The organism is Micromonospora sp. RHAY321 (assembly GCF_023896955.1).
GTDB lineage: Bacteria > Actinomycetota > Actinomycetes > Mycobacteriales > Micromonosporaceae > Micromonospora.
The window spans coordinates 132,934-158,378 of the sequence record NZ_JAMHIW010000012.1 but is presented as its reverse complement, the minus strand read 5'-3'; the positions used below and the strand labels follow the sequence as shown (position 1 = coordinate 158,378).

19 protein-coding genes are annotated in these 25,445 nt (G+C 71.7%); 8 read left to right on the top strand and 11 right to left on the bottom strand.

Going from position 1 to position 25,445, the window contains the following annotated elements; genetic code table 11:
• Window positions 1-22: 22 nt before the first annotated feature.
• Complete coding sequence (locus M8C17_RS23100; RefSeq protein WP_252418629.1) at window positions 23-2,176, top strand: MMPL family transporter; 2,154 nt, start codon at window positions 23-25, stop codon at window positions 2,174-2,176.
• Between the two features lie 229 nt (window positions 2,177-2,405).
• Entirely contained in the window at window positions 2,406-3,746 is a 1,341-nt protein-coding gene (locus M8C17_RS23095) for a nicotinate phosphoribosyltransferase (RefSeq protein WP_252418628.1), read from the top strand.
• A gap of 100 nt (window positions 3,747-3,846) precedes the next feature.
• Here the strand turns inward: M8C17_RS23095 and M8C17_RS23090 are convergent, their stop codons facing one another.
• Together M8C17_RS23090 and M8C17_RS23085 are read right to left on the bottom strand one after the other, a co-directional pair.
• Window positions 3,847-4,932 carry an endonuclease/exonuclease/phosphatase family protein gene (locus tag M8C17_RS23090; protein ID WP_252418626.1) on the bottom strand — a complete coding sequence of 362 codons (1,086 nt, stop codon included), beginning with the start codon at window positions 4,930-4,932 and terminating at the stop codon, window positions 3,847-3,849.
• A 428-nt stretch (window positions 4,933-5,360) separates the two neighbouring features.
• Entirely contained in the window at window positions 5,361-8,435 is a 3,075-nt protein-coding gene (locus M8C17_RS23085; RefSeq protein WP_252418624.1) for a DUF3427 domain-containing protein, read from the bottom strand.
• A gap of 295 nt (window positions 8,436-8,730) precedes the next feature.
• Between M8C17_RS23085 and M8C17_RS23080 the strand changes: the two genes are divergently transcribed.
• The gene (locus M8C17_RS23080) at window positions 8,731-10,026 is read left to right on the top strand and encodes a phosphodiester glycosidase family protein (protein WP_252418622.1); all 1,296 of its coding nucleotides are present in this window, start codon (window positions 8,731-8,733) and stop codon (window positions 10,024-10,026) included.
• 158 nt (window positions 10,027-10,184) lie between these two features.
• Here the strand turns inward: M8C17_RS23080 and M8C17_RS23075 are convergent, their stop codons facing one another.
• The gene (locus M8C17_RS23075; protein ID WP_252418621.1) at window positions 10,185-11,447 is read right to left on the bottom strand and encodes a phosphodiester glycosidase family protein; all 1,263 of its coding nucleotides are present in this window, start codon (window positions 11,445-11,447) and stop codon (window positions 10,185-10,187) included.
• Window positions 11,448-11,863: 416 nt separating this feature from the next.
• On the opposite strand from M8C17_RS23075, the gene M8C17_RS23070 reads away from it, so the two are divergent.
• Complete coding sequence (locus M8C17_RS23070) at window positions 11,864-12,769, top strand: hypothetical protein (RefSeq protein ID WP_252418619.1); 906 nt, start codon at window positions 11,864-11,866, stop codon at window positions 12,767-12,769.
• A 470-nt stretch (window positions 12,770-13,239) separates the two neighbouring features.
• Window positions 13,240-13,863: a hypothetical protein gene (locus M8C17_RS23065; protein WP_252418618.1), complete on the top strand. Its 624-nt coding sequence runs from the start codon at window positions 13,240-13,242 to the stop codon at window positions 13,861-13,863.
• On the opposite strand, the gene M8C17_RS23060 is transcribed toward M8C17_RS23065, so the two are convergent.
• A complete protein-coding gene (locus tag M8C17_RS23060; RefSeq protein WP_252418616.1) occupies window positions 13,851-14,237 on the bottom strand; it encodes a DUF4180 domain-containing protein in 387 nt (128 codons plus the stop codon). The two genes, M8C17_RS23065 and M8C17_RS23060, sit on opposite strands and share 13 nt — an antisense overlap.
• Window positions 14,230-14,685 carry a helix-turn-helix domain-containing protein gene (locus M8C17_RS23055; protein WP_252418615.1) on the bottom strand — a complete coding sequence of 152 codons (456 nt, stop codon included), beginning with the start codon at window positions 14,683-14,685 and terminating at the stop codon, window positions 14,230-14,232. Before M8C17_RS23055 ends, M8C17_RS23060 begins: the two co-directional genes overlap by 8 nt.
• Window positions 14,686-14,884: 199 nt before the next feature.
• Here M8C17_RS23055 and M8C17_RS23050 point away from each other — a divergent pair, with 199 nt between their 5' ends.
• Window positions 14,885-18,349, top strand: coding sequence for an AAA family ATPase (locus M8C17_RS23050; protein ID WP_252418614.1), 3,465 nt, complete (start codon window positions 14,885-14,887; stop codon window positions 18,347-18,349).
• Between the two features lie 137 nt (window positions 18,350-18,486).
• Here the strand turns inward: M8C17_RS23050 and M8C17_RS23045 are convergent, their stop codons facing one another.
• From M8C17_RS23045 to M8C17_RS23035, 3 genes are read right to left on the bottom strand one after another with little or no spacing between them, the layout of a single operon-like run.
• Entirely contained in the window at window positions 18,487-19,341 is an 855-nt protein-coding gene (locus M8C17_RS23045; protein WP_252418613.1) for an ABC transporter permease, read from the bottom strand.
• Window positions 19,338-20,351: an ATP-binding cassette domain-containing protein gene (locus M8C17_RS23040; protein ID WP_252418612.1), complete on the bottom strand. Its 1,014-nt coding sequence runs from the start codon at window positions 20,349-20,351 to the stop codon at window positions 19,338-19,340. The genes M8C17_RS23045 and M8C17_RS23040 overlap by 4 nt, the downstream gene beginning before the upstream one ends.
• Window positions 20,352-20,377: 26 nt before the next feature.
• Entirely contained in the window at window positions 20,378-20,932 is a 555-nt protein-coding gene (locus M8C17_RS23035; RefSeq protein WP_252418611.1) for an NADPH-dependent FMN reductase, read from the bottom strand.
• Window positions 20,933-21,062: 130 nt separating this feature from the next.
• Between M8C17_RS23035 and M8C17_RS23030 the strand changes: the two genes are divergently transcribed.
• Window positions 21,063-21,578 carry a GNAT family N-acetyltransferase gene (locus M8C17_RS23030; RefSeq protein ID WP_252418610.1) on the top strand — a complete coding sequence of 172 codons (516 nt, stop codon included), beginning with the start codon at window positions 21,063-21,065 and terminating at the stop codon, window positions 21,576-21,578.
• A gap of 25 nt (window positions 21,579-21,603) precedes the next feature.
• Here M8C17_RS23030 and M8C17_RS23025 read toward each other — a convergent pair whose 3' ends face one another.
• Both M8C17_RS23025 and M8C17_RS23020 read right to left on the bottom strand, forming a co-directional pair.
• Window positions 21,604-22,590: an aldo/keto reductase gene (locus M8C17_RS23025; protein ID WP_252418609.1), complete on the bottom strand. Its 987-nt coding sequence runs from the start codon at window positions 22,588-22,590 to the stop codon at window positions 21,604-21,606.
• A gap of 79 nt (window positions 22,591-22,669) precedes the next feature.
• Complete coding sequence (locus M8C17_RS23020) at window positions 22,670-23,422, bottom strand: SDR family oxidoreductase (RefSeq protein ID WP_252418608.1); 753 nt, start codon at window positions 23,420-23,422, stop codon at window positions 22,670-22,672.
• Between the two features lie 102 nt (window positions 23,423-23,524).
• Between M8C17_RS23020 and M8C17_RS23015 the strand changes: the two genes are divergently transcribed.
• Window positions 23,525-24,367: a helix-turn-helix transcriptional regulator gene (locus M8C17_RS23015; RefSeq protein ID WP_252418607.1), complete on the top strand. Its 843-nt coding sequence runs from the start codon at window positions 23,525-23,527 to the stop codon at window positions 24,365-24,367.
• On the opposite strand, the gene M8C17_RS23010 is transcribed toward M8C17_RS23015, so the two are convergent.
• Window positions 24,298-25,332 (bottom strand): winged helix-turn-helix domain-containing protein, encoded by a 1,035-nt coding sequence (locus M8C17_RS23010; protein ID WP_252418662.1) that lies wholly within the window; start codon window positions 25,330-25,332, stop codon window positions 24,298-24,300. The two genes, M8C17_RS23015 and M8C17_RS23010, sit on opposite strands and share 70 nt — an antisense overlap.
• Window positions 25,333-25,445 lie beyond the last annotated feature (113 nt).

The following is a 25,445-nucleotide window of genomic DNA, read 5'->3' as shown; positions in this document are numbered from 1 at the left end:
TGCCGAACACACGGGGGAAACCATGTTCGAGCGGCTGGGCAGATTCGTCGTGGGCAGAGCCTGGTGGGTGATTGCCGGGTGGGTGGTTGCGGCAGCCGCCATCATCGCCACCACACCGTCGCTGAGCGACATCACCTCCGCCGACCAGGAGAGCTTCCTGCCCCGCTCGTACGAGTCTGTGCAGGCCACCGAGCTCGGGCAGAAGGCGTTCCCGCAGCAGGCCACCGCGACGGCGATCATCGTGGTCAAGCGCGCCGACGGGCAGAAACTCACACCGGCGGACGAGGCGAAGGTGGGCCAGCTCGCCCAGGCGCTCAAGGCAAAGAACATCCCGCACACGTCCGGCTACCTGACCGGTCCGCCCGCGGTCGCGCCGGACAAGTCCGTGCAGATCATCAACGTCGGGCTCGACGCCCCCACCCCCGACGACCCGGCGCTGCTCGACGCCGTACGCGATATGCGGGCGGACATCGGCCCGGAGCTGGCGAACAGTGGGCTGACCGCGGGCGTGGCCGGCGACGTGGCGAGCTTCGTCGACAACGAGGACACCTTCAACAACGCCTTCGCCGTGGTCGGCATCGCGACGATCATCCTGATCATCGGACTGATCCTGATCATCTTCCGCAGCCCCATCGCCGCGCTGCTACCCGTGGTGGTCGTCGGCGTCGTCCTGAGCATCACGACGGGTCTCGTCGCCGCCGCCGGTAAGGCATTCGATCTCAGTGTCAGTCAGGATCTGCAGACGATCCTGCTGATCGTGCTGTTCGGCATCGGCACCGACTACATCCTGTTCCTGCTCTTCCGCTACCGGGAGCGGCTGCGCGCCGGCGACGACAAGCGCACCGCGATGATCGTCACCGTCCAGCGGGTCGGCGAGGTCATCACGTCGGCCGCCGGAGCGGTCATCGTCGCGTTCCTCGTGCTGCTCCTCGCCTCCCTGGGCTTCTTCGGCTCGCTCGGCCCGGCGCTCGCCATCGCCGTCGGCGTCATGCTGGTCACCTCGCTCACCCTCGTCCCGGCGGTCGTCTCCCTGCTCGGCCGGTACGTCTTCTGGCCGTCGAAGGCGTGGCAGCGTGCGCCCAAGGCCACCATCTCGCACCGACTCGGCACGGTCGTCGGGCGCAGGCCGGCACTCGTCGCGGCGGCATCCGGCGTACTCCTGGTCGCGCTCGCCGCAGGCGTGCTCGGCTACAAGGCCGACTACGACTTCAGCGCCGGCTTCCCGCAGGACACCGAGTCGGCGAAGGCCGCGCAGGACCTGCAGCGCGGGTTCGCCGCCGGTGCGCTCGCCCCTACCGAGGTCTACCTGACCACCAGCAACGGGTCGCCGCTGACCGAGCAACAGGTCAACGACTTCGCGGCGGCCGTAGCGAAAGCCCCGGGTGTGGGCCAGGCGCAGCCCCCGGAGCGCAGCACCGACCCGGGTGTGGCCCGGGTCAACCTGCTGCTCAACGAGAACCCGGTCTCCAACGAGGCGATCAACCTCGTCCGCGAGGACCTGCGCGATGCCGTGCACGCGGCGGCACCGCCCGGCACCCGGGCGCTGGTCGGCGGAACCACCGCGATCTTCGCGGACATCAACTCGGCGAACAACCGCGACCTCTCGGTGATCCTGCCCGTCGCGGCCGGCCTGATCGCGCTCATCCTCGCGCTGCTGCTGCGCAGCCTGGTCGCGCCGATCTACCTCGTGATCGCGGTGCTGCTCAACTTCGCCGCCACGCTGGGCGCCACGGTCTACCTCTTCCAGGGGCTGCAGGGCGAGCCCGGCGTCACCTTCCAACTGCCGATCATCCTCTACCTCTTCGTGGTGGCGATCGGGACCGACTACAACATCCTGATGATCGCCCGACTACGGGAGGAAGCGCGGGAAGGCAACGAACCACGCAAGGCTGCCGCCATCGGCGTGGAACACGCCGGCCCGACCGTCTCGGCAGCAGGATTGATCCTGGCCGGGACGTTCGCGGTGCTGCTGCTCGCGCCGATCTCGTTCCTGCAGCAGATGGGCTTCGCGGTGGCGATCGGCATCGTGCTGTCGGCGTTCGTCATGTCGATGTTCTTCGTTCCGGCGCTGACCGCGCTGATCGGGCACAAGGCGTGGTGGCCGGGCCACGGCGACGAGCGGCCGGCCGGCGGGCCGCACACCCCGCAGGAGCCGGCGACCATGGCGAACGGATAGCGCGAGTCGTCAACGAGGAGGGTCTCGACGCGGTGCGCCGAGCGGCGGACGGCGGCATGGTGATGGAGCCACCAAGCCTCGTAGCGGCGCGGCGACCTCGACAGTCTGATCGGCCAGGAGTGAGCGGACCCCGGCGAGGCGGCCGGCCGGCGTGTTCACCGCCGTCAGGTGTACCGGCGACCGGAAAGGGTAGCCGCGCCCAACTGCGCCCAGTGCCGATGGAGGAACCGTGACCGGGCTGCGTACCGACCTGTACGAGCTGCGGATGGCGGCCAGCTACCTGCGCCGGGACATGGTGGAGCGCGCGACGTTCAGCCTGTTCGTCCGCCGCCTACCGCCGCAGCGTGGCTTCCTGGTGGCCGCCGGGCTGGCCGAGGCGCTGGCGTTCCTGGAAGGGTTCGCGTTCGACGAGGGCGAACTCGGCTACCTGCGCGACACCGTCGGGCTCGACGAAGCGACGCTGGCAGCGCTCGCGGGGCTGCGGTTCACCGGTGATGTCTGGGCCGTGCCGGAGGGCCGCGTGGTGTTCGCCGACGAACCGCTGCTGGAGGTCACCGCGCCGATCGCCGAGGCGCAGCTCGTGGAGACCGGCGTGCTGAACCTGATCACCTTCCACACCACGGTCGCCAGCAAAGCCGCCCGATGCCGCCTCGCGGCCGGCGACGCGCAGCTGATCGACTTCGCGTTCCGCCGCACGCACGGCATCGAGGCCGGCGCGGCCGTGGCCCGGGCGTCCGCGATTGCCGGCTTCGCCGCGACCAGCGACGTCGAGGCCGCTCGACGCTACGGACTGCCGCCGTCCGGGACCATGGCCCACTCGTACGTCGAGGCGTTCCCGGACGAGCGCGCCGCGTTCCGTGCGTTCGCGACCGACTTCCCGACGAACCCGGTGTTCCTCGTCGACACCTACGACACGCCCGCCGGAGTGCGAGCCGCCGTCGAGGTGATCGCGGAGCTGGGACTGACCGGCCCGGTGGGCGTGCGGCTCGACTCCGGAGATCTCGCCGCGCTCGCCGTGCAGACCCGCGCGATCCTGGACGACGCCGGGCTGACTCAGGCCCAGATCGTGGCCAGTGGCAGCCTCGACGAGGATGTCATCGCGGCGCTCGTCGCCGCGGGCGCACCGATCGACGCGTACGGCGTGGGCACCCGCATGGGCGTCTCGTTCGACGCGCCGTCCCTGGACAGCGCCTACAAGCTGGTGGCCGTCGGCGACCGGCCGGTGCTCAAGCTGTCGCCCGGCAAGGCCACGCTGCCCGGTCCCAAGCAGGTCTTCCGCGATCCCGCCGGTGCCAACGGCGACGTGGTGGGGCTGCGCGACGAACCGCCAACGGGTGACCGCGAGCCGCTGCTCGTGCCGGTCATGCGCGGCGGCCGTCGCCTGGCCGTCGCCGACCCGGCCGGTGAGGTACGCGCCGCGCGCGGCCGGTTCGACGCGGACCTCGCCTGGCTACCGGAGCCGGCGCGTCGGCTGGCGGACCCGACGCCGCTCACCGCCGCCGTCAGCCCAGCCCTGGCCGCGCTGCACGAGCGGGTGGCCGCGCAGGTGGCGCGCGGCGGGACCTACTGACAGCCGGGCCGGGCGGACGCGTCGGGGCGGCGGTCATCGCGGCGTGTCTGTGGCAACCCCCGGGCTGGCGCGTCGGCGCCAGCCCGGAGCAGCGTTCGCGCTACCGCAACGCCAGCACGGCCAGGTAGCCGAGGTGGTCCGAAGCCCACCGGCCGTCGGGGGTCTGCCGCTCGGTGCCGAAGATGAGGCTCGAGACGGGCACGATCGCCCCCCGGAACAAGACCATGTCGATGCGGTGTTCGACGGCGTCGGCCGGTTGGTTCAGGTCGTCGCCCAGACCCGCGGTGTAGCCGGGTTCACCGGGATGCAGGATCTGCCACGTGTCCCGCATCCCGCCGGCCACCAGCGCGGCGTAGGCGAGCCGGTTCTCGGCGACGGGCAGGTCTGGGCCCGTGTTGAGGTCTCCGGCGAGGATGACGTCACCCGGCGCCGTGGCGAGGGGGCCGGCCAGCAGCTCGCGCGCCTGCAGCACCCGGACACCAGGGTGGAAGGCCTCCAGGTGGGTGTTCACGAACCGGAACGGGCGTTGCCCGTGCACCACGTCCACCGCGGTCCAACCGCGGGTGCTGGTCACGGTCCCGTTCGTTGCCGCGAGCGTGAAGGTGAGGTTGTTGACGAAGGTGCCGGACGAGGAGTCGGTCACCTTGACCCGGCCGCCGTGGCGCACCAGGATCACGTCGCGCATCGTGAGCCGTACGTCGAGGAAGTGCGGCGCACCCGCCGGCGCCTCCAGATCGGCCTCGGCCTGTACGACCGCGACGTCGTACGCGTGACCGGAGCGGCTCAGCTCGCCCATGAGCAGGGCCAGGTAGTCGTACCGGATCTCGGTGGCTGGTGCGGGGTCAGCGAACGTGCCGGTGCGCCACAGGGCGACCTCCTGCAGTCCGACCAGGTCCGGCTTGTTCTTGGTGATCTCCCGGGCGAGCAGCTTCGCCCGGGCGGGAAAGTCGACCAGGTCGACGTGGCCCAACAGCGCGGAGTTCGCGGCCAGGAACGCCCCTGGTGTCGGCGCGCCGATGGATGGCGTCAGATCGCCGCCCAGATAGAGGTTCCGGGTCATCACGGTGACCTTGGACTGTCCTTCGGCTTGGGCGGGTGCGCCGACAATGCCGAGGCTGACCAGAGCGATGGCGGCTGCGAGGGTGGCCCTCGCCGTTCGCCGGGAGGTGGTGGGTGTTGGGAGCATCCTCTTCGATCCTCTCTCCCGGCGACTACGCCGGCGTCGGACGTGAGATCGATCCGGTGGTGCGGATGGGGACGCGTGAGGCGGCGTCGCGACCTGTCGGCGGGGCGCGGCCCGGGGCGGTGCGTGCACCGTATCGCCGCGAGGCGGTCGGAGACAGCCGTGGATATCGGCGGTTCGGCCCCACCCGCCAACCGGTACGGGTACTCGACGGATCCACGGAACCCTTGTGGGCAGCGAACGCCGCGCGTCGTATGGCCCCGGCCGGACAGGGGCGCGGGCCGTAGGTCGGCAGTGCGCCCGGCGTACCTCAACAGCTTTCACGGACCTGTCCGGGTCGGCCTCCGGCGAGGGAACCGGCGACCGCCCCTGCACTCACACCAGCCACCCTGCGCAATGCCCGGCGTGGCGGAGAGGCCAGCCGGTCGATCTCAGGCGGCGATGGCCCGAGCGGCGGCGTACATGTCGGCGGGGAGCGGATTCTGCAGCCGCCAGATGATGCGCATGGGTCGATCGCCGCTGTGCTCCTGGTACGTCATCGGCCCGGCGTATAGGTACGGCGGCGCGCCCAGGTCGCGGTCGGCGAGCTTGGTCTCCCGGACGAACAGGTGCACCGTCGACCCGCGCTCGACGTGCTGGATGTAGCGCTGCCCGGTCCCCGACGCCGACGACGTGGTGCTCTGCGACTCCCACTGGAACAGGCTGTCGGTGATGGCCCGGTCGGCATACATCGTGGTGGGAGAGTAGTGCTCCTCGGACTTCACCAGGGTGACGAAGAAGAGGTCGGCCCGCTCGTCCGGCAGCCACTTCACGCCCTCGCGCAGCGACCCCGGGTTCGCCATCCCGAAGGCCGCGCACGCCTCGTTTCGGCTGTAGCGGGCGTGCACCCGCAGTGGCACCCGGTCCGACGCCGGCTCCGGTGTGACCCGGTGGATCCGATCCCGTAGGACCTCGACGACCTGGCGCAGTTCGGCGCAGCGCGCCGGCTCCGCCCAGAGCCGCTTCAGCCGGGCGTCGCGCTCGGTCAGCGACGCCGACGGCCCCCAGAGGCTGAAGTGCAGCATGTCCAGCAGTCGGCCGCCGCCGCGGTGTTCGCCGCCTGCGACCCGGGCCAGCAGGGACAGCCGGTCCACGTCGTCGATGTGCAACATTCGCCCGATGGCCCGGCCGAGCTCGCGGTCGTCCGGCCCGGCGGTCGAGGTCTCGATGCCAGCCAGGCGCCGCAGCCCGGCCCATCCGCCGATGCTCGCCGACCGGTAGATGTCCTCGATCTCCAGGCCGGTCTCCCGCAGCAACTCGGCCAGGCGGACGTCCCCGAGCTGCCGCAGCTCCGCCACCAGGCCGTTCTTCGAGATCGGTAGCGCCGACTTCAGGTTGGCGAGCACGACCTCCTTCGCCACCCGGTCCAGCTCGACGTGGCAGCCACTCGGCAGCGACGGGAAGTCATCCCGGACGGCCGCCTCGACGGCCCGCCGGCTGACTCCGGTCAACGCCCGCCACCGCAGGTCGAAGCGGAAGTTGGCGTGCTGCCCGCCGATGAAGTCGAGCACGGTGAGGCAGGGCTTATCGTCGTCGAGCCGCAGGCCACGACCGAGTTGCTGAAGGAAGATCGTCGCGCTCTCGGTGGGGCGCAGCATCAGGATGGTGTCGACCATCGGCAGGTCGACACCCTCGTTGAAGAGGTCCACGGTGAAGAGCACCCGCAGCTTGCCCGCTTTGAAGTCCCGCAGCAGCTCGCGTTGTCGCGGACGGTCGACTCCTGAGGTCACCGCCGCCGACGGTACGCCGTGTTCGGTGAACCAGTCGGCCATGAACGTGGCATGCGCGATGCTCACGCAGAACCCGAGCGCCCGCATTCGCCCGGGATCGACGGTCCTCTGGACCGCCCGCAGCACCGCCCGCGCCCGAGCATGGTTGCCGGTGTAGAGGCCGTTCAGCTCTGCTAGGTCGTACCCCTGTCCGCGCTTCCAGGACACCTGCGACAGGTCCACGTCGTCGTGCAGTCCGAAATACTGGAATGGCGCCAGCAACTGGCGGTCCAACGCCTCCCACAGGTGCAGCTCCACGGCCGCCCGGCCGTCGAACCAATGGCGCACGTCGCCGCCATCGGTCCGGTCGGGGGTCGCCGTCAGCCCCAGGAGTACGCGGGGCCGCAGCCGCTCCAGCAGCCTGGCGTACGTCGGCGCCTCCGCATGGTGGAACTCATCCACGATGACCACGTCGTACGCCTCGGGGTCGATCTCCCGCCGATGCAGGGACTGGATGGAGGCAAAGACGTGCCGCCAGTGCTGCGGCTCCTTACCCCCGACGAGCGTTTCGCCGAAGCTGCCGTCCCCCATCACCTGCCGGAACGTCGACAGGCTCTGCCGCAGGATCTGCTCCTGATGGGCGACGAAGAGCAGCGAGTCTGCCTGCCCCGCCTTGTGTAGCCGGCGGTAGTCGAGGGCGGCGACGACGGTCTTGCCGGTACCGGTCGCCATCACCACCAAGTTGCGCCAGCGGCCGTGCACCTGTCGCTCGGCGTCCAGGTCGGCCAGGATCTCGGCCTGGTACGGGTAGGGGCGCACGTCCAGATTCGAGATCTCAGTGGGCGCCTCGTCGCGCCGCTCGCCGCTGAGTGCCTGCCGCAGCCGCTCGGCGTCCCTGGCCGCGTCGTACTCCTCGAACGCCGGATCGTTCCAGTAGTCCTCGAACGTCGCCGTGAACGTGTCGATGACGTGCGGCTGCTCCATGTTCGAGATGCGGACGTTCCACTCCACGCCGTCTACCAGCGCGGTCTTCGACAGGTTCGACGAACCGACGTACGCGGTGGTGGTGCCGTTGCCCCGTCGGAAGAGCCACGCCTTGGCGTGTAGCCGCGTGGTCCTCGTTTCGTACGACACCTTGATCTCGGCGCCCAGCTCGGCGAGCCGGTCCAGGGCTCGCTGATCGGTGGCGCCGAGGTAGGTCGTGGTGATGACCCGGACACGGCCGCCACGCTCGATCAGGTCGCGGATGGCCGGCTCGACGATGCGCAGGCCGTACCACTTGATGAACGCGCAGAGCAGGTCGACCTGATCGGCGGAGGCCATCTCGTGGTTGACCTCATGGCCGATGCGGGGCTGGTGGCGGCCGTTGACCAGCAGCGCGCCGGTGGAGAGCGGCGTGGTGGGGCGCTGCGGGAACGCTGGCAGTGCGGGTGGCGTGGGCGGTGCGGCGATGGCGTGAAGCAGGTGCTTGGCGTCGGTTACCTGGTCCTGTTCCGTCGCTGCCTTCGGGCTCAGCGTGGCAATGGCTTCGGAGATGCGATTCGCCATCTCGACCTGGTGGTGGAGCTTGTCGTCGCCGTTGGGAAGGGCTTGCAGGGCGCGGGCGGCCAGGGTGGCGATGTGGCGGGCGAGGGTGTGGTGAGCGTCGGCGGGGTCGAGTCTGATGCGTTGGATCAGGGCGGCGTCAACCTCCTGGAGGCGGTCGGCCAGCTCGCGGGTAATCAGGTGCTCGTAGACACCCCGCTCAAGATCCGTCATGGCGGGCACGTTAGCTGGAATGGGCGGAGGGCGGCGCCCTCGACAACACGTGTGCATGTCGTTTGTCAGGTGCCCGACAGTTCGCCCAGGCATCCTGGCTCGCAGCCTCACCCACCACGCACATCCACTCGTCCGAGGGCTTCATCCGCTGATGGAGAGCGCCTCGCTGGATCCCACAGTAGTGAAGCTTCTTTTCAGCAAATGACTTACGCTTGGCGATCCTCTACATCAACAGTTTGCCCGGGTGTCAGGTGATGTCGGGTAGCTCGTTCCGTGCCGTCGCGACAGTCAGGGCATGACTGTTTCCCACTCTGGCCTCGCTGGCTTCCGCCGCGCCGGGGCGCTCGCCGCCGCCGCGCTGGCCGCGGTCACTCTCGGTGTCGTTCCGGGGGCCCAAGCCGAGGCCGCCGGCAGCACCCTGCCGATCGGCGACGCCGACCTGACCGAGGTCCGCACCAGCAGCACCCTGGCCGCCGGTGTCACCCTGACCCGGATCGTTCGGGGCGCCGAGCCGGCCCCCGCCGACCAGATCAACACGACCACGCGCGGCCCGTGGGTGGTCAACGTGCTCACCATCGACCCGCGCCGCGCGCGGGGGCACCTGAAGGCGACGTACGGCCCGGACCTCGGTCAGGTCGAGAAGACGACCGAACTGGTCCGCGCCTCGGGCGCCCTGGCCGGCGTCAACGCCTCGTTCTTCACCTTCACCGCCAGCCAGCAGTACCCAGGTGACCCAGTGGGCCTGGGGCTCTATGGCGGGAAGCTGCTCAGTGAGCCGACCACCGATCCGGCCGAGGTCAACTTCATCGTCGACGCCAACAGCAACCGGGCCCTCACCGGGAAGGTGGCGTGGTCGGGCAGCGTTCGGAATCGGCGGACCAACGCCACTCTGCCGCTGGAGTTCATCAACCACCCGCCGGTGGTCCCCGCCGACTGCGCCGCCCTCACCGACCAGACCCAGTGCGGTGTGCCCGGCGACGTCGCGCAGTTCACCCCCGAGTTCGGTGCGGCCACCCCGGCCGGCGCTGGCGTGGAGGTCGTACTGAACCGGCTGAACTGCGTGGTCCGCACCGCGACCACCCGGGGCACCACCCTCACCGCCGGCCAGACCTCGTTGCAGGCGACCGGAAAGGACACCGTTGCTCTGCTCGGCGTCGCCGGCAAGGGGTGCGTGGACCGGGACTCGACGCTCACCGACCAGCAGGGCCGGAAGCTTCCGCTGCGGCCCGGGCTCTTCGGCGTGAACGGCCGGTACCCGCTGACGGCGGACGGCCAGATCGTGGTGCCGGACGGCGCCCCCGGTGACAGCTTCTTCGCCCGCAACCCGCGCACCATCGCCGGCACCACGCGGGACGGGAAGATCGTGCTCGCCACCATCGACGGGCGGCAGACCACCAGCGTCGGCACCACCCTGGCCGAGACCGCCGCGGTCGCCCAGGCGCTCGGCATGGACGACGCGATCAACCTTGACGGCGGCGGGTCCACGGCGATGGCCGCCGCTGGCGCACTTGTCAGCCACCCGAGTGGGGCCGAGCGGGCCGTCGGTGACGCGCTCGTCTACGTCGCCGGCCGGTACCGCAGCGGCAACTGACGGATGTCGCAGCAGGCGTCCCGGTCCTAACCAGATCCGGTGCGGCCGGTCTCCGTGCGTCGGGGGCCGGGGCCGGCCGCATCGGCGGGCCGGAGCTGGAACGGCAGGAGCCTCGCCCAATGTCCGGGCGAGGCTCCTGCCGTTCAGCGATTGGCCGGTCAGTGGCGGCCGACGAAGATCCCGACGCCGTTGGCGACCGCGCGTTCGGTGCCGTCGGAGGGGTTGTTGCGGGCGGTGGCGGCCTGCTGGCCCGGCTCCCGTACGGCGATGGTGGTCGAGCCGCCCCCGTCGAGGTTCACCGCGTCGTGCGCACCGAGCGAGCGCATCAGGTCGGCCAGTTCGGCGATGGTGAAGCCCGCGCTGGCGGGCGCGCGGCCGGCCAGCGCGACGAGGTACACGGTCCCGCCGTCGGCGCTCGCGCCCGCGGAACTACGTACCGCGGCGGTCTTGGTGTCCAGGCCCGCCAGCGGTGCGCCGTCGCGCAGGATCGGGGCGCCGCCGACCGCGAACGTCAGCTTCGGCTTGCCCACGGAGACGAGCTTCTCGTCCACCTTCACCCGGTCGCCGACGACGAGGTCGTCGAGCTGGTCCGCGCCGTCCTCCCGGCCGACGAGCACCTGGGTGTCGCTGGGAATCTCACCCGCGCCGGGCGTCTGACCGACCGAGGTCACCACGCCGCCGCGGACGGTCACCTCATAGGTGTGGCTGCTGCACGGGGCGTCGCGGCTGGTGTCGCTGCCGCAGGTCGAGCGGACTCGGGAGGCGGTACCCCAGACGGAGGTGAAGAGGCCGATGCCGCCGACCGGCAGCGCGTACTGGTTGAGGCCGTCGAGGGTGATCGTGCCCTTGGCGCTGCGCACCTCGCCGGTCAGGCTCAGGGTGTCAACGCGCGCCCTGCCGTTCACCCCCACACCGAACACGTCGCGGGTCGAGGTGCCGGGGGCGAGTCCGGGGCCGAAGCGCTGCTTGTTCGGTACGGCGAACTTCAGGTCCTCGCCGTCCGCGACCTCCGGACCGGAGGCGGAGCCGGTCGGTGCCACCCCGGCGTGCGTCTCGCTGATGTTGAAGAAGTCGCCGTTCACGCCGGCGACGGCACCCTGCTCGTTCGTCATCGCCGAGACGACCTTCCGCTGTGCGACGGCATCGGGGTGCAGCAGGTCCACCGAGACCTGGTTCTTGTGCAGGTCCGCGGTGAGCAGGTAGCCGACGGTGACGCCGCGTGGCGTCTGCACCTGGAACGAGCCGTACGTCACGCCCGGCGCGAGTTGTTCGGTCGAGGTGACGGTGATCGCGGCGTCCGCCGTGGACGCCGCCGGTGTCGTGACCGCGGCCTGCGCGGTGTCGACGGGCGCCATGAGTGTGCTCAGTCCGGCGGCGAGCACCAGTGCCAGACTCGAGCGTACGAGCTTCGATGACCTCATCGTCGCTCCTTTCCTGGGGCGGTCCCGAGCCTTGCGCTCGGCGGTTCGAGCGGATCCGACGAAGGCCGGACCAGCGAAAGTTTCCTGGTCAGCCGATCACGCCGGGGTGAACGGGCGAGATGATCAAGCTGAACCGCCGGCGCGCGATGGTTCACCTGCCCGTCTCCCGAAGCTGACGGCCAGAGCCCGCATTCGACTGCGCTCTGGCCGTCAGCACGGGTGGAGCAGTGTGTGTTCGGTGGTCGCCAGGCCGCGCAGACCGATCGGAACGATCGATGACATGGTCCGTTACGCGACGTAGTCGGTTGGAGATAATGCCTGGTCAGGCCACTACCTACCGTCAACCCGTCATTACGAACGGCCTTGGCGTCGGCGTCGTAACACCTGCCGCCCAGGGCCTCAGACGGGAGAAATACATGCGTGCTCAGAAGGAATCCCGGCGGTTCGGTGCCCGAGCCTCCGTACTCGTGCTCGGTCTCGTCGTGGCCGGTGCGGTGATCGCCCCGGCGAGCCCGGCGTCCGCCGCGGTCCCCGGCCTGGTGCGGATCGCCGCGACCAGCGTCAGCGACTCCGCCGACTTCCACAGCGCCACCGCGACCTGCCCGGTGGGCAAGGTCCTGACCGGTACGGGCTACGAGCTGAACGGGGTGACCGGTGAGGGTGTCGTCGACGACCTGCGCCCCAACGGCGGCCCGGCCACCGCGCCAACGGCTGTCACGGTGGGCGCCTACGAGACGGAGGCGTTCGCCGGCAACTGGTCGGTGACGGCGTACGCGATCTGCGCCAACCCGGTAGCGGGCCTAGTGCGGATCGCCGCGACCAGCGTCAGCGACTCCGCCGACTTCCACAGCACCACCGCGAGCTGCCCGGTCGGGAAGGTCCTCACCGGTACGGGCTATGAGCTGAACGGTGTGACCGGTGAGGGCGTCGTCGACGACTTCCGCCCCAACGGCGGCGTCGCCGCAGCACCGACCTCAGTGAACGTCGGCGCCTACGAGTCGGACGCCACCGCCCTGAACTGGTCCGCGACCGCGTACGCCATCTGCGCCAACCCGCTGCCCGGCCTGGTGCGGGCATCCGCGGTGGGCGCCAGCAACTCCCTCGACTTCCGCAGCGTCGTCGCTACCTGCCCGGTCGGGAAGGTGCTGACCGGCGCCGGCTACGAGCTGAACGGGGTCACCGGCGAGGGCATCGTGGACGACTTCCGCCCCAACGGCGGTCCCGCGACCGCCCCGACGTCGGCCGCCTCGGGTGCGTACGAGGAGGACGCGTTCGCCGGCAACTGGTCCGACACGGCGTACGCCATCTGCGCAACCGCGTAGCAACCACTCATCCGGTGCAGCCGCCCCGCGAACGCGCGGGGCGGCTGCACCGGTGACGCGTCAGGTCAGGAGCCGCCCTGGCGCTGAATCCGCCCGTCGCCCGAGACCTTTGCCCGGCCCAGGTCGTGCTCCGTGCCGGCAGAGCCGGTCGCAGTACGGCGGTGCCGTTGGTCGGGCGAGTGCTCCATGGGCGAGCCCTGGCGGCCCGGAGCGCCGCTGCCCGCATGCCGCCGGCCTCGCGCCGACTCGCCGCCGCTGTCGTGTTTGTTCTGCTTGTGGCTACCCATGCATCGCGCGTACCCGGTCACCCTGCGACTAGTCGTGGGCCCAGGCCAGATGCCGCTCCACGGGGCCAAGTACAAACGTGGTGGAGGCGCAATACCCCGATATGGCGTCCTCGGGCAGTCGGGCGGAAGTGCCCGGCCATAGCGTGCGGAGAACTCCAAGCCCGTGACCTGAGGGAGGTAGCCGTGCAGAAACCGATACCGGGAGAGCAGGCCCCGATCACCGTGAACGTGGACCGGTGGCGGGCAGGCCTACCGCCGGACGCCTGGCCCGAGAGCTTCCCGTCGAGCGGCGACGTCTGGCGGCGCGACGTCTTCGCGGTGGCCGACGCGTACCGGGCCGGTTCCGCGAGCGCCCGCCAACTGCTGACCGCCGTGCTGATCTGGGGTTACGGACCCATCGGGTACGGGCCGTGGCGCGCCGCGAAGTCGCTCGGCGCCGACCCGGACGGCAAACGCTTGACGTACGCGCTTGAGGCGGTGTCCACATCGGAGCACGATGAGGACGCGCTACGCACGGCGTACCGCCGCTTGGGCGACCCCGACCACGCTCGCCTGCCGTGGTTGGGGCCGGGGCTTTTCACGAAGGTCCTCTATTTCGCCGGCTACCGCCGAGGGGTGGGTGGTGTACAGCCCTTGATCCTCGACCGCGTGGTGGCCAGCCGCCTCCCTGCCGAGGCCGGCGTCGGCCGTGCATCCGGCTGGTTGTCCGAGGAATGGCTCGCCTATCTGCGCTGGGCGGCTGAGCAGGCGCACGCCAGAGCCATCGAACCGGACGCGGTGGAGATGGCGGCCTTCTACGACCGGTGACGGGGCTGCGCCATGGCGCGCAGGCGGGCGTCGAGGGCGTCGAAGTCGGGCACGAACCAGATGTGCTCGGCCCGGTTCGACTCGTGCACCAGGGCGCGCAGCGCCGAACTCTCCGCGAGATGCGCCGAGATGTCGCCGACGACGGCCAGTCGCAGCCGGTAGTTGACGAACTTCTGCATCACCTCGCCGGCGAAGCGGGTGCCGAGCGAGAAGAATCGTTCGTCGAACCGGTTGGCGGGTACGGCCACCACCTGCGCACCGAGGAAGGCCGCGCCGATCAGGTCCAGTGCGTCCTGCTCGGTGGCCACCGGCGGGCCGGCCGGGTCGCAGACCAGCACCTGCACGCCGGCGCGTTCCTGCAGTTCGTCAGGCATGGGGGACCTCCCGGTCGAGCAGGCCGTTGTCGGCGTTGAGTACGGCGTCGAGCAGGTGCAGCAGCTCTGCGGTGGAGGCCGGGTCACCCAGGATGATGATCTTCATCCGGTGCCGTTCCTCGTCGTGCACGGTCTGCACCCGTAGCGGGTTGGCGGGGTCGTGGCCGGTGTTGGCGCTGGCGAGCACGAGCGTGCCGAGCCGGTCGGCGGCGGCCCGGTCGACGCCGTCGATCTGCACGATGCTCGACACCTCCGCCGCCCCCGTGAGGGTGCCGGTGGTGTCTCGGGTCTGACCGGTGAGCGCGTCGAGGTCGCTGGCGGCGATCCGGTACTGCTTGCCGATCCGCACCGCCCTCAGCCGCCCGGAGCGGATGTAGCCGCGCACGGTGCGGACGTGCAGCCCGAGCTGGTCGGCCACCTGCTCGACCGAGTACATGTCTTCCTTCATCACTCCCTATCCTACCCACACAAGGATGGTTGGGGAGCGATGGGGAAGGCGCACGACGTGAGTCGTTGACGACATCAGCTCCAAAGCGCCTGCACACCCCGGTGACGCCGCCCGCGACGGCATACGGCTTGAACTGCCAGGCACCGAGCGCCGCTGAAGATCCCCGGGTGTCAGACGGGTCCAGTACCGTCTGGAAACCATGGACGCGCGGCACGGCGACGCCATCATCGGGCGGGATCACCCCGCCGGTCTGCTGCGCGCTGAGCTGGACCGGGCCGCCACCAGCCACGGCGGTCTCGTCCTGGTCACCGGCGAACCGGGCATCGGCAAGACGACACTGGTCACGGCGGCGGCACGGGAGGCCCGGCAACGCGGGGCGCTGGTGCTCGGCGCCGCCTGCTGGGATTCCGACAGCGCCCCCGGCTACTGGCCGTGGGTGCAGGTGCTGCGCGGCCTGCAACGCTCTGCCGACGACTGGGCGGTGGCGGGGCAGACCGCGGAACCGGCCCTTGCGGCGCTGCTCGGCGAGGTTGGCGCCGCCGCCCAGCAGGCCGGCCGTGCCGCCGGCTGGGCCGGCGTCGACACGGGCCGGGACGCCGCCGACCGCGACGAGTTCGCCCTGTACGACTCGGTGACCGCCGCGCTGGTGACGGTCTCCCAGCACCGGCCGGTCGTGGTCGTCCTCGACGACCTGCACTGGGCCGACCCGGCATCGCTGCGGCTGCTGGCCTTCGCCGCGCAGCACACCTGGTTCGAACGGCTGCTGCTGATCGGCACCTACCGCGACGCGGAGGTCGAGTCGGGCGAGCATCCGCTGCGCCCACTGCTGATGCCGCTGGTCGCGAAGGCGACCACCATCACCCTCACCGGCCTGTCCCGGGACGACGTGGCCGCGCTGATGGCGCGTACCGCCGGGCGGGAGCCCGAGGCCGGCCTGGTCGACGAGGTGCACCGGCGTACCGGGGGCAACCCGTTCTTCATCGAGCAGACCGCGCGGTTGTGGCGCGCCGACGGCACCGGCGGCACCATCGCACCCGGCGTACGGGAGGCGGTGCGGCGCCGGCTCGCGCAGTTGCCCGCGCCGGTGGTCGAGGCGTTGACCGTCGCCGCCGTACTGGGCCGGGAGTTCCACCGTCAGGTCCTGGCGGCCGGCGCCGCTGCCCCGGCGGCGCAGGTCGACCGGCTGCTCGACCGGGCGGTGACCGCCCGGCTGGTGGTCGCCCGAGGCGGGGGCCGGTTCGCGTTCGCCCACGACCTGGTTCGGGAGACGCTCTACGACGGGCTCACCGAGGAGGACCGCCAAATCCGGCACGCGACTGTCGTCCGGGCGGTCGACACCTCGGCGGAGCTCACCGAGCGGCTGATCCCGGCCGACCTTGCCCGCCACGCCTACCTGGCCGGCCCCGCGCTCGACCCCGCCCGGGTCACCGAGCTGCTGGTCGCCGCCGGGCGGGACGCGTTCGCCCGGATGGCCACCGACGAGGCGGGCGTGCACTTCCAGCGGGCGTTGGAGGTCGTCGAGGACCGGACACAGCGGGTCCGGATTCTCGTCGATTTCGGCGAGGTGTGCTACAACCACGCCGGCCGGGACGAGGCCGCGCAACTCCTTGCCGAGGCGGCGGCGCTGGCCCGCACACTCGACGACCCGGTGCTGCTGGCCCGCGTCGCCCTCACCGTCCACCGCTCCCGCCAGGTGGAGACCAGGCGCTCGGTGCACGCGGCGGACCTGGTGCGGGAGGCGTACCGGCGGCTGATCGGGGAGCCGGACGTCGACGCCTCGGTGGGCACGCTGATCGCCGACCTGATCACCGCGACCGAGACGATCGCCCGGCGGGGCAGCGACGACGAGACGCTGACCTTCAGCCTGTGGGCCCGCCACGACACCACCTGGGGGTTGGGCACCGCAGCGGCCCGGGCGGCCCTCACCTCCGAGATCCGGGACGTGGCCCGCCGTACCGGCGACCGGGAGACGGAGCTCTGGGCGACCTCGCTGCGCTGGGTGGCGCTGCTGGAGCTGGGCGACCCCCGCTTCGTCGAGGAGTTCAGCACCTTCGTCAGGGTGGGTCAGCAGGGCGAGTTGGCCCGACCCCGGATGGCGGCGGCCGTCGACGGTGGGATCATCGCGGCGTTCCGGGGTGACTTCGCCGAGGCCGACGAACGGTTCGCCGTCCTCACCGACCTCGCCGACCCGGGTCACGCCGAGTTCGCGTTCATGGGCCATCACCTGCGCTGGTCCCGCCTGCTGCTCCAGGGGCGGTTCGACGAGGCCGACACACTGCTGGACGGGTTGGCCCCGACCGACTACCCCTATCGGGAGCTGCTGCGAGCGATCACCGCGGCGGAGCGCGGCGACGACGAGACGGCGGTCCGGCTGACCGCCGGCATCGAAGCCGCCGACATCAGATACCCACGTCCCGTGTCGCCGCTCTGGCTGCGGCTGCGCGCTCAGACCGCCGCCGCCTCCCGTGACCCGCAGCGCTGCGACGACGCACGGGCAGCGCTGGCCCCACACCGTGGAGAGTGGACAGTCGGGCTCTTTGGTTGTGACATCAGCGGTCCCGTCGACCACTGGGTGGCGGTGGTCGACGCCGCGCAGGAGCGCTGGGACGACGCCATCGCCGGTTTCACGGCGGCCCGCGACGCCGCCGAGCGGATGGACTCCCGGCCCTGGTCACTCATCGCCCGCGCCGGGCTGGCGAACGCCCTGGCCGGCCGTGGCGACCCTCGCGACGCCGCGACACTGGCCGCGCTGCGTGTCACCACCGTCCGGGAGGCCATCGCCCTCGGCATGGCCCAGGTGCTCGACCGGCTGGCCGTCCCGACGTCGACCGACCCCGCCGCGCCAGCCGCCGCGCCAGGCCAGGTCACCGCCCCGGTCGCCGAGCCGGACACGGTCGCTCGGCCGAGCCAACTGGTCCAGGCGGGCGGGAGCGTTGCGTCACGCCAGACCGTCGTGCCGAGCCGGGCCGCCCAGGCTGGCCATGCCGTCGTGCCAGGCAGCGCCGCCCAGTCGCGCCAGATCGTAGTGCCGGGCAGCGCCGCCCAGGCGGACCATGCCGTCGGGTCAGGCCATGCAGTCGGGAACCGCCAGGTCGCGCCGGCCGGAGCGCCGGTTGAGGGGTACGAGTTCCGCCGCGACGGCCTGGTCTGGCAGCTCACCTACGCCGGTGCCGTCGTGCACCTGCCCGACGCCAAAGGGCTGCACGACCTGCATCTGCTGCTGAGCCGGCCGGGCAGTGACGTGCCGGCGGTGGAGCTGCTCGACCCGGCGGCCGGGCCGGAGCTGGTCGCCGCCCGCCGGATGGGTGCCGACCCGGTCCTGGACGACGAGGCGAAGGCCCGCTACCGGCGGCACCTGGCGCGCCTCGACGAGGAGATCGACCGGGCTGCCGCGCGCGACGACGACCGGAAGGTGGCGGCGCTGGACGCCGAGCGCGGCGCGCTGCTCGACGAGCTTCGCGCCGCGGCGGGACTGGCGGGCCGGAGTCGCCGGCTGGGCGACGAGGCAGAACGCGCCCGAAAGACGGTCACCGCGCGCATCCGTGACTCGCTCCGCAAGCTCGACGAGCGGCACCCGGCACTCGCCGGCCACCTGCGGGAGGCCGTCTCGACCGGCAGCACCTGCCGTTACCTGCCGCCCGAGCCGCTGCCCTGGCGGCTCTGAACCACCCCACCCCCGCGATCTTGCACTTCCGGTCTCCGGTTGAGGCGGATTCGCCTCTTATGCCGGGACAGCAAGTGCAAGATCGCGGGGGAGAGCGGGGCGGGGACGGGGGTGGGGCGGGAGGTGAGCGGCAGGGGTCAGCGGCGGTTGTAGCGGTACATCGTGAGTGTGCCGAAGACGACGACGAACCCGGCGCTCCACGCCAGCAACCACATCACGCTGGACGGGTCCGACGAGCCGGACATCGAGGCGCGGACCGCGGCCACGAGCTGCGTCACCGGGTTGACGTTCACGAACGCCTGGAGCCAGCCGGGCATGGTGCTCGGCTCGACGAAGACGTTGCTCAGGAACGTCAGCGGGAACAGCACCATCATGCTGACGCCCATGACCGACTTCTCGCTGCGCAGGATCAGCCCGAAGAACGTCCACACCCAGGAGAACGCGAACGAGAAGACCACCAGCAGCCCGATCCCGGCGGCGACGCCGGCCACCCCACCGTCGGGGCGGAAACCGAGCGCCAGCCCGACGCCGAGGATGACCAGGGCGGCGAGGATGTAGCGCAGCACGTCGCCGAAGATCATGCCGACCAGGGCGGCCGGCCGCCAGACGGGCAGCGTCCGGAACCGGTCGAAGATGCCCTTCTCGATGTCGGTGTTGAGGCCGATGCCGGTGTACATGGTGATCATCACGACGCTGGTCACCATGATGCCGGGCAGGAAGAACTGCAGGTAGTCACGCGGGCTGTCGGCGAGCGCGCCGCCGAACAGGTACGTGAACATCAGCACCATGATGATCGGGAAGGCGGTCACGTCGAAGAGCTGCTCCGGCACGTGCTTGATCTTCAGCATGGCCCGCCAGCCGAAGGTCAGTGACGCTCCCAGCGCGCTCGGTCGGGGCGGTCGCGCACCGGGCGCGAGCACGGTCGCCAGCGCCTCGGCGGACGGGACGTAGACGGACGGCGCCCGTTCGGTCGTGGTGGTGGTGTCGCTCATCGGGCTGCCTCCAGCTGGTCGTCGCGCTCGTCGGCCGGCACGGCGGGGTGGTCGGTCAGGGCCAGGAAGACCTCGTCCAGGCTGGGCTGGCCGAGGGAGAAGTCGTCGACGACGATGCCGGCGCGGGCCAGGTCGCCGAGCGCGCGGGCCGCCTGCGCGCTGGCGTCGAGGTTGCTGCCGGCCTCGCCGACGCGGGCGAGCAACGCGACCGGATCGGGTTCGAGCTGCACCGGTACGCCGAGTGCCGCCTGGAGCACCTTCTCCGCCTCGGGTCGCTGCCCGGGGTCGCGCAGTCGCAGGTGGACGGTGCCGGAGCCGACCGACGACTTCAGCTCACCCGGGGTGCCCTCCGCGATCACCCGGCCGTGGTCGACAACCGCGATCCGTCCGGCGAGCTGGTCGGCCTCGTCCAGGTACTGCGTGGTCAGCAGCACCGTCGTGCCGTGTGACACGACCGCACGGATGATCTCCCACACCTGGTTGCGGCTGCGCGGGTCGAGCCCGGTGGTCGGCTCGTCGAGGAACAGCAGGTCGGGGGTGTTGAGGATGCTGGCCGCGATGTCGATGCGCCGCCGCATCCCACCCGAGTACTTCTTCACCTGGCGGTCGCTCGCCTCGGTCAGCCCGAACGCGGCGAGCAGGGCCGCCGCGCGCTCCCGGGCGGCCGGCTTGCGCAGGCCGAGCAGGCGCGCGAGGAGCACCAGGTTCTCCGTGCCGGTCAGGTCCTCGTCGACGGAGGCGTACTGGCCGGTGAGGCTGACCCGGCCGCGGACGGCGTCGGCCTCGGTGACCACGTCGTGGCCGAAGACGCGGGCCCGGCCGCCGTCGGGTCGCAGCAGCGTCGCGAGCACCCGCACGGCGGTGGTCTTGCCGGCCCCGTTGGGGCCGAGCAGGCCGTAGACGGTGCCGGCGGGCACCTGCAGGTCGATGCCGGCCAGGGCCTTGGTGTCCCCGAACGAGCGGGTGAGCCCTTCGGCCTCGATGGCCAGGCCGGTGGTGCGTCTACTCATCGTTCTTACCTTTCGTCGGACGTTTCTCAGGAGGCGTAGGGCCGGGCGGCGCGGGCGTCGCGCAGCGCCAGACCCCACCAGCGGAGCTGGTCGAGCAGGGCGCGGGTGTCGCGGCGCAGCTCGTCGGTGCAGTGCGGTGTCGGCTCACCGGCCAGCAGGTCGATGCCGACGACGTCGCGCACCGTCATCGCGTGCAGTGCGGTGAAGACGGTGCGCAGCTGGTCGACCGCGTGCATGCCGGTGGAACGGCAGCCGTACGACACGAAGCCGACCGGTTTGGCCTGCCACTCGTCATACGCGTAGTCGATCGCCTGTTTCAAGGGTGCCGGGAAGCTGTGGTTGTACTCGGGGGTGACCACGACGAACGCGTCCGCCCGCCCGACCTCGCGGACGAACGCCCGGATGGACGCGGTCGGCGCGGCCGGGTAGCTGGCCGGGAAGTCGTACTCGGTGAGGTCAACGACCGTCACCGTGAGGTCGTCGTGCCGCTCGGCCTGGTCGACGAACCAGCGAGCGACCCCGTCACCGGCCCGCCCCTCCCGGGTGCTGCCGATGATCACGGCGATCCTGAGCGGCGTCATCGTTCCCCCTCCCGGCTCGTGGTCTCAACCGTGAGGCGCGAGAGCGCGGCCGGCGGCCCGCTAGATCGGATCTAGCGGCCCGCGATGTCGGTGGCGTCGGCTTGAATGGGGTCGACGAACAGGGGGCGGGATGACGCAGGTACGCATCGAGCCGTGGCACGAGGGCGACCTCGACCTGCTGCAACAGCTCAATTCACCGGAGACGCGTCAGCACACCGGCGGCCCGGAGACCGACGAGCAGGTGCTCGCCCGGCACGACCGCTACGTGCACTTCGCCGAGGGCGGCCAGGGGTGCATGTTCACCCTGGTGCTGCCCGACGGCGCGCGGGCGGGCAGCGTCGGCTACTGGACCCGCGAGTGGCGCGACCAGCCGGTGTACGAGATGGGCTGGGCGGTGCTGCCCGCGTACCGGGGGCAGGGGCTGGCGACCGCGGCGGTGCGCGCGGTGGTCGACGTGGCGCGCGCCCGGCGGACCCACCGCTACGCGCACGCCTACCCGTCGGTCGACAATCCCGCCTCGAACGCGGTCTGCCGCAAGGTCGGCTTCACACTGCTGGGCGAGACGGGCTTCGAGTACCCGCCGGGGCACCTGATGCGCGCCAACGACTGGCAGCTCGACCTGACCGCCCCGCCGGCCGAGGGCTGACGCCGGCGGGGCGATCCATCGCAGGTCACCAGGTGGTGTCGAGGCGGTGCCGCTGCTCGTCGGTCAGTTCCAGGTCCACGGCCGCCAGGCTCTCGTCGAGCTGGGCCACCGAGGAGGCGCCCACCAGCGGGATCGTCGGCAGGTCGCCGCCGAGCAACCAGGCGAGCACCACCTGGTTGACCGTTGCCCCGGTCTGTCCGGCCACCTCCCTCAGCGCGGCCAGCCGGCGTGGCGCGCTCGGCAGGTCGTACTCCGGGCCGAGCGGCTTGTCCGCCCGGGTGAACGCACCCTTGAGCAGCGGGGAGTACGCCACCAGGGTGAGCTCGGGCTCGACGCGCAGGTAGCTGAGCAGGTCGGGGCCGGCGGAGCCCGGGTCGCCGTCCGGGTCGAGTGCGTTGGCCATGTCGGACCGCCGAGCCAGGTAGGTGTGGTGGTACTGGAGCACCTCGTACCCCGGCAGGCCGGCGGCGGCGGCCAGCGCCCGGGCCCGCTCGACCCGCCAGGCCCGGTGGTTGCTCGCCCCCAGCAGGCCCACCGTGCCCTCGGCGACCAGCTCGGCGAAGCCCTCGACGGTCTCCGCCAGCGGCACCGCGCGGTCCTCGATGTGCGCGTAGAGCAGGTCCAGCCGCTCCACGCCGAGCCGGTCCCGGCTGCGCTGCGCCGACTCGCGGATCACCTTCGCCGACAGGCCCTCGGCGTTGTCCAGGTAGCTGGTCCCCGGGGCCAGCGGGCGGGCGCCCAGCTTGGTGGCGATGACGATCTCGGCGCCGACGCCCCGGCTGCGCCGCCAGCGCCCGAGCAGCTCCTCGCTCTGCCCACCCTGGCCGCCGTCCACCCAGAACGCGTAGTTGTCCGACGTGTCGATGAAGGTGCCGCCGGCCTCGACGTACCGGTCGAGGATCGCGTACGAGGTGGCCTCGTCGGTGGCGCTGCCGAACAGCATCGCGCCGAGGCTGAGCACGCTGACCTCGCGCCGGGTCGCCGGGTCGGCGCCGATCGTGCGGTACCGCATGAGGATCTCCTCTCGTGCGCCCTACCGGTGGGCGCCCGCACACCACCCTGCCGGCTGGAGCGCACTCGAGGTCAAGCGTTCACCAGGGCAGCACCCCGTATCCGCCGCCGGCGTCCATCTGGAAGCCCCACAGCAGCCCGCTCGGCCCGTCCGCCGGGAGCGTCGCCAGGTGCACGCTCACCTCGGCGCCCTGCTCAGGGGTCCGGAAGCCGCTGTTGCCGTTGAAGTCGGTGGCGCAGTAACCCGGGTTCGCGGCGTTCACCTTGATCGGGGTGTCCCGCAGCTCCTTGGCGTACATGGCGGTGAGCATGTTCAGCGCCGCCTTCGACGACGGGTACGGCACCGAGGTCAGTGCGAACAGCGCACCCGCCGGGTCGGTCATCACCGCGATGGAGCCGACCTCGCTGGAGACGTTGACGATCCGCGCGGCCGGCGCTCGGCGCAGCAGCGGCAGCATCGCGTTGGTCACCGCCGCCACCCCGAACACGTTCGTCTCGAACACGCGGCGCAGCGTCGCCACGGTGGTGTCGCTGGGCAGTGCCCGCTGCCCGTCGCCGAGCACGATGCCGGCGTTGTTGACCAGCACGTCCAGCCGGCCGTGGTCCCGCTCGACCAGCTTCGCGGCGGCCGCCACCGATTCGGCGTCGGTGACATCCAGTGGCACGAACCGGGCGTCCGCCCCGCCGTCGCGCAGTTCCCGCTCCGCTGCCTGGCCTCGCTCGGCGTCCCGGGCGCCGACGAGCACGGTCATGCCCCGCGCGCCGAGCTGCCGGGCGGTGGCCAGGCCGATTCCCTTGTTGGCCCCGGTGATCAGGGCGATCATGTTCGTCATGCCCCGAGGCTGCCCACCCGGCCGAGCCGGCGGGAGAGACCGGCTGAGGCTGGGACCGGTGGTACCACCCTCACCGGCGGTGGCTGAGGCAAGCTTGAGGACATGACCCGCCCCTGCCTGCGACGCGACGAGCTGGCGGCGTTCCTGCGCAGCCGTCGCGCGCGACTGCGCCCCGCCGAGGTCGGCCTTCCCGACGGGGTACGGCGCCGCACCCCCGGGCTGCGCCGGCAGGAGGTGGCCCAACTGGCTGGCATGTCGGTCGACTACTACATCCGCATCGAGCAGGGTCGAGGGCCGCACCCGTCCCGGCAGGTGCTGTCCGCGCTGGCCCGGGCACTGCTGCTCAGCCGGGACGAGCGGGAGTACCTGTTCCGGGTGGCGGGGGAGAGCCCACCACCGGCCGCCGGGCCGAGCCGGGAGCTGACCCCGGGCCTGCGGCACCTCATCGACGCGATGACCGAGACCCCCGCGTACGTGGTCGACGCCAGCTACGACGTGCTGGCCTGGAACCGGCTGGCCACGTACTTCGTCGGGGACCTGGCGAGTGTGCCCGCCACGGACCGCAACATGATCCGCTGGATGTTCCGCCGGCCCGCCGACGACAGCCACTGGACCGACCCCGACCTGATGCGGTTCGTCCGCACCTCGGTCGCCGACCTGCGCGCCGCCTACGGCCGCTACCCCGGTGACCGGCAGGTTCAGCAGCTGGTCACCGAACTGCTCGGCACCTCGCCCCGGTTCGCCCAGCTCTGGGCCGAGCACGACGTGGCCGAACGGCGCCCGGTCGTCAAGCGGGTGCCACACCCCGAGCTGGGGCCGTTGGAGTTCGAGTGCCGGGTGCTGTACGTGCCGGAGACCGACCAGAAGATGATCGTCTACGTACCGGAGCCGGGCTCGCCGACCCAGGCGGCGTTCCGCCGGCTCGCCGAGCGCGTCGCTTCCTGACCCGGCCGGCAGCCGACCAGCGCGTCCCCGTGGGCGGATCGCCGGTAGAGCACGCTGTGCCGCTCCCGGCTGCGTGCCACGAGGCCGGAGCGCAGCAGCACGCCCAGGTGGTAGGAGACCGTGGCCGGGGCCAACTGGTGCCGCTCGCTGAGCTGCGCGGTGGAGCGGGGCACGTCCAGGTCCGCCAGGATCGCCGCCCGGCTCGCGCCGAGCAGGTCGTCCAGCCGGCCCGCCCGGCGCTGCTCCGCCCGCCCCACGCCGAGCGGATAGACCAGCACCGCGTTGCCCTCGTCGCAGAGCTGGGTGGACACCTGCGGCCAGGCCAGCGCCGACGGCGCGAGCACCAGCTCCGCACCGGTCAGGGCAGTGGTGATCCGGTACGAGCTGTCGATGGTCAGCGACCCGCCGGTCCAGCCGACCTTCGGGTGCAGGTTGTTCAGCATGCTGCCCACACCGACGGTGGCCATGGCGGTGGCCCGGACGGCCAGCTCGGCCTCCAGCGTGGCCCGCACCGCTGGCCACTGCTCGGCGAGCGCGGCCCGCCAGAAGTGCAGCAACCCGTCGGTGACCCGGCGGGCCAGGGTGCCGTCCTCGACCGCCGCGCGGACCCGCGCCGGCATCCCGCCCGCCCGGAACCGCTCGTTCACCTGCGTCGCCACCTCGTCGTCCGGTGTCGCCGCCATGGCCGCCAACTGCTGGTCGAAGACCGCGTCGAGCGGGCCCAGCGGCGGTTTCGGCGTGAGCAGGTCCGGCGTGTAGCCGACCCGGCCGGGCGGGGTCACCAGCTCCGCGACCAGGGCCACGTCGGGGTGCCGCAGCGCGGCGCGGGCGGCCGGGCCGGGATCGCCGTGCACCGGATGCCCGAACCGCGAGAGCGCGGCCCGCAGCCAGGACGTCACCTCCCAGGCCGGCGAGATCGCCAACCGGAGCCGGGCGAGGCTCGGGCCGTCCAGATGCGCGACCATCACAGCGCGGATCGTACAAGCGGTGGCGTCGACGCGCGCTCCGCATTCGAGCTGGTTCGAATCACTACCCGGTGGCGCGGCGGGTCGGGTTGGCTGCGACGGCAGAGCCACTC